The sequence below is a fragment of the Candidatus Magnetaquicoccus inordinatus genome, assembly GCF_004217665.1.
GTDB lineage: Bacteria > Pseudomonadota > Magnetococcia > Magnetococcales > Magnetaquicoccaceae > Magnetaquicoccus > Magnetaquicoccus inordinatus.
Genome location: NZ_RXIU01000279.1, coordinates 1 through 3,767, shown reverse-complemented (window position 1 = coordinate 3,767; position 3,767 = coordinate 1). Strand labels below are relative to the sequence as shown.

At 51.5% G+C, this 3,767-nt stretch carries 2 protein-coding genes; one reads left to right on the top strand and one right to left on the bottom strand.

The window, feature by feature from the left end; translation table 11 throughout:
- Positions 1–39: 39 nt before the first annotated feature.
- Positions 40–882 (bottom strand): glycosyltransferase family 2 protein, encoded by an 843-nt coding sequence (locus EJP87_RS14590; RefSeq protein WP_130472593.1) that lies wholly within the window; start codon positions 880–882, stop codon positions 40–42.
- 752 nt (positions 883–1,634) lie between these two features.
- On the opposite strand from EJP87_RS14590, the gene EJP87_RS14585 reads away from it, so the two are divergent.
- Positions 1,635–3,614 (top strand): nucleotidyltransferase family protein, encoded by a 1,980-nt coding sequence (locus EJP87_RS14585; RefSeq protein WP_130472592.1) that lies wholly within the window; start codon positions 1,635–1,637, stop codon positions 3,612–3,614.
- Positions 3,615–3,767: the final 153 nt, after the last annotated feature.

The following is a 3,767-nucleotide window of genomic DNA, read 5'->3' as shown; positions in this document are numbered from 1 at the left end:
TTGGCAAGCATCAATGCGCGATATTCTCAGTAAATAGGTCTATGGCTGTTTTGCGACTGGCGGGCGCTCAGTCGGCATGGCTTGCCAATGGGCTTTGTTGTCGCGCCACAGCCATTTTTCAAAGAAGCAATAAAATAGGGTACAGAGATAACGAGATGCCACCTCCTTGATTTTAAATTTTGAGCTGCCATGGACGCGATTGTGCCAACTATTGGGCAATACGGCAACTCTATAGCCACGGATTACCGCTTTTAATGGAATCTCTACGGTTAAATTAAAATGTGCTGATAATAAAGGCTGTACTCCCGCGATGACGCAGCGGCGATAGAGTTTAAAGGCATTGGTTATATCGTTATAGTGGATCAAAAACAGCAGACGGATCACTGTATTGCCCATTCGATTAAGCAGCAATTTGAGTCGTGGATAGTGGACAACATGACCACCAGGAGTGAAGCGGCTTCCGAAAACGCAATCATAGCCAGTGCGTAACTTGTTGTAGAAGTTGACCAAATCCTCAGGTGAATCGCAGCCATCAGCCATGACAATGGCCACGGCATCGCCACGAAAACAGCTCAAACCATAGCGGATGGCAAAGCCGAATCCTTGCGGATAGTGGTTGTTGAGATAACGGACGGTCGGTTGAGCGTTTTGCAGTGCGAGAAGATGCTCTTCGGTGCTGTCTGTACTGTTGTCGTTGATCACCAGAATTTCGTGGGCGATTTGTGCACGTTGCAAGCTCTCTACCAGAGTAAGCACGGTATGCGTAATAGTCGCTTCTTCATTGTGCGCGGGTATGACTACAGAGAGCAGATTTGCTTCGCCCATGGCTTCCCATTGCGCCAGTGTCGAGAAGGGATCTGATGTTATGGATTCACGTGTCATGGGTCGTTGCTGGGTCTGTTATTCGTAGGTCCAAGTGTTCACTCAACAGGGAATCAGGAGATCAGCCCAACTGGACCTGTGTGCAATCGCATTCTCTCTGCCGCAGGTAGGAAACGTGAGCAATAATTTAACACCCCTGGTGTGGCATCTGGGGAGAACATGATGCCCTTGTGGCCAAAAGTCAACAGCAAAATCGTGGTATATTCTCCAGGTGAACTGGGCATGCCAAGGGCTTAATATTCCGTGGGCAGGGCAAGCGCATTGGCCAATTTTCTCATTGTTGCCACAAGCGAAACGGTGCATGTCGGGCGTCCGCCCTCCCAAAGAGTGCCCCTGCGGGGCACAAATCGGTGCGGCGTGCGCGAATGCTTAAGCATTCGCTATTGTGAAACGCCGCACATTTTCAGCAGAGCTTTGCCCTGCACCCACCAGGAGGAGATAATCTCCTCCTGGACCTCCCTAATAATTTTCTGATTTGCAAATGCGATTTTTGGGGCTGGGAAGGAGGATAACCGCTCTTCTGTCTGCTGCAGAAGCGATTTGGCTCCTTGCATCAGCAGGCTGAAATGGTAAGCTCAGACAGGCTGGCGAGTGTGATTGGGGATCGATCAAGAGGGATGATCTTTCCTGGACAGCCTATCCGTGTTGAGTCTGGATCCCTCCCCTTGACGTGCTGAGTCAACCAGTAACATGCACCAACCAGAGAGATTGCAGCGGTTAGCTGACACTGTCACACAGAGGGAGAGCTGTGGTTGGACAAAGGCGCCGCGCAACAACCTGTCCAACCAGGGAAAGATGATCGGGTGATCAAGCCATCCCTCCCCATGCAGCTCTTGCGACTCGTTAGTCGATCCGCGCAGCGCTTCTCCTGGACTATAATAGGGCATCGTCTGCGCAGTTGGGGGGCGATGCTGCCTGCACTTTTTCGCGGCTGTTGGCAGCAATCCTGGTACCAGCTTCAACAGCCTGCTGGCGTTGTTCTCACTTTACCGCGTTTACACTTTCTGCTGGTTGGCTATTGGCGGGATCTTTCACCCCATCCGCTGTTTGATGTGGCCTATTATCGCCGTTGCAACCCGGATGTGGTCGCCGCCAATGGAGAGGCAGTTGGTCACTATTTTCGCCATGGTTGGCAAGAGGGGCGCAAACCATGCGCTCTTTTTGATGGTGCCTACTATATGCAACACAACCCAGAGGCTGCCAGAACTCCTGGCAATCCTCTGCTGCACTATCTGCGCCACGGGCAGCACCCCGCCGTTGCCACCCATCCGCGTTTTTCTTTGCCTGCCTTTTTTTATCAAAACCAGGAGAGTGACCACTCTCCGTTTCGCTATTGGTTGCACTGCCAATCGGCACTGGCTCATGCGCTCGCACCAGTCAGCGATTGTGCCAGCACCTTGCAAGAGTTGCTCCAGCAGCAGAGTTTATCCAGGGTGCTTGCCATTCAGCCGGAACAGGAAGAGTTGTTGCAGATTTTGTTCAGTGACCGACCAGAGGTAGTGAACCGTTTTTATCATTGGATACAGCAAGTTGATATCAAAAATCTGGATGATGGTTCGTATCGTCTCTATCCCTATCTGTATAAACGTCTGCAGCAACTGCTTCCTGAGCACCCTCTGCTCTCCTTTTTTAAGGGCAATTATCGCAAGACTTTCTACCGCAATCATCTGTTGATGCACAGAGTGGCTAATAAAATTAAGCAGTTGCGTCAACAAGGCATCGAGGTGATTGTCATGAAGGGGGCTGCCTTGCTGCATTTGCAACCGGAATGGCTGAGTGTGCGCCCCATGTCGGATGTGGATCTGTTGGTGCGACCTGAACATCTGCATCAAGCTTTTATGGTGTTTTCCAGCGAATGGATCGATCCTGGCCTGTTTGACAGTCTGCGCAAGTGTAATCATGGCTTTACCATGCGTGATCAGTATGGTTTTGAGATCGATCTGCACTGCCAGGTTTTTCAGGAGCTGGTTTATCACCAGGAAGGCAGTGCCCCTTTTTGGGAGGCGGCCAAACCGGGGGAGTTTTTTGGCGTAGAGGTCAACTATTTGCAGGATACTGATCTGTTTTTGCATCTGTGCATTCATGGCGGTCAATGGAACCCGTTGCCGCCGATACGATGGATTGCTGATTGTCTGACCTTGATGGGCAACAAAAATTTTCAGATTCAGTGGCCGCTATTGCTGGCCCGCGCGCAACGGTTTGGGCTTGCTGCCCGTTTGTATGCCACCTTGCGCTATTTAAGCGAAAATTTTGCTGCGGCGATTCCTGCCGAGATAGTGCAGGCTCTTGCCTGCACACCGTTGCATGGTATTGCGCAGACCCTTTTTCGCCTGGAGCTGCAACCCTGGCAACAAAAAGTAAACTGGGAAGATATTGTTACCGTGACTCTCCATTTTCTTCGCTGGTGGCGCAAGGATCTCGCCCATCGTCCGATCATTGTGCAGATACCGGCCTCTCTGTTTGGCGCTGAACAAAGATTGTGGTGTCAGATACATGAACTGGAGTGGTGGGTGGATGATCTTGAGGGGTCACCCCCGGCGGCGGCAGAGCACTCCCTGCACCCAGAGCTGTTATCTCCCGACACCTTGGTGATCTGTGGTTATGGCAATATCGCTTTGCGTCGTCCCCGTGTGTGGCATTTTTTGAAAAACCATCAACAGTTGTATCAATTGCGCCACAATTTTGCAGCCGCTCCCTTTCCGGAACTGCAGATCGACAAGAGAGCCTACTGATGCCAGGGCAATCGCATTTGCCAATTTCTTCACTGTTGCCACAAGCGAAACTGTGCATGTCGGGCGTCCGCCCTCGCAAAGAGTGCCCCTGCGGGGCACAAATCTGTGCGGCGTGCGTGAATGCTACGCATTCACTTTTGTGAAACGCCGCAC

Coding starts and splice junctions, on each gene's coding strand:
- EJP87_RS14590 (WP_130472593.1), bottom strand. CDS start 882: ATGACACGTGAATCCATAACATCAGATCCCTTCTCGACACTGGCGCAA.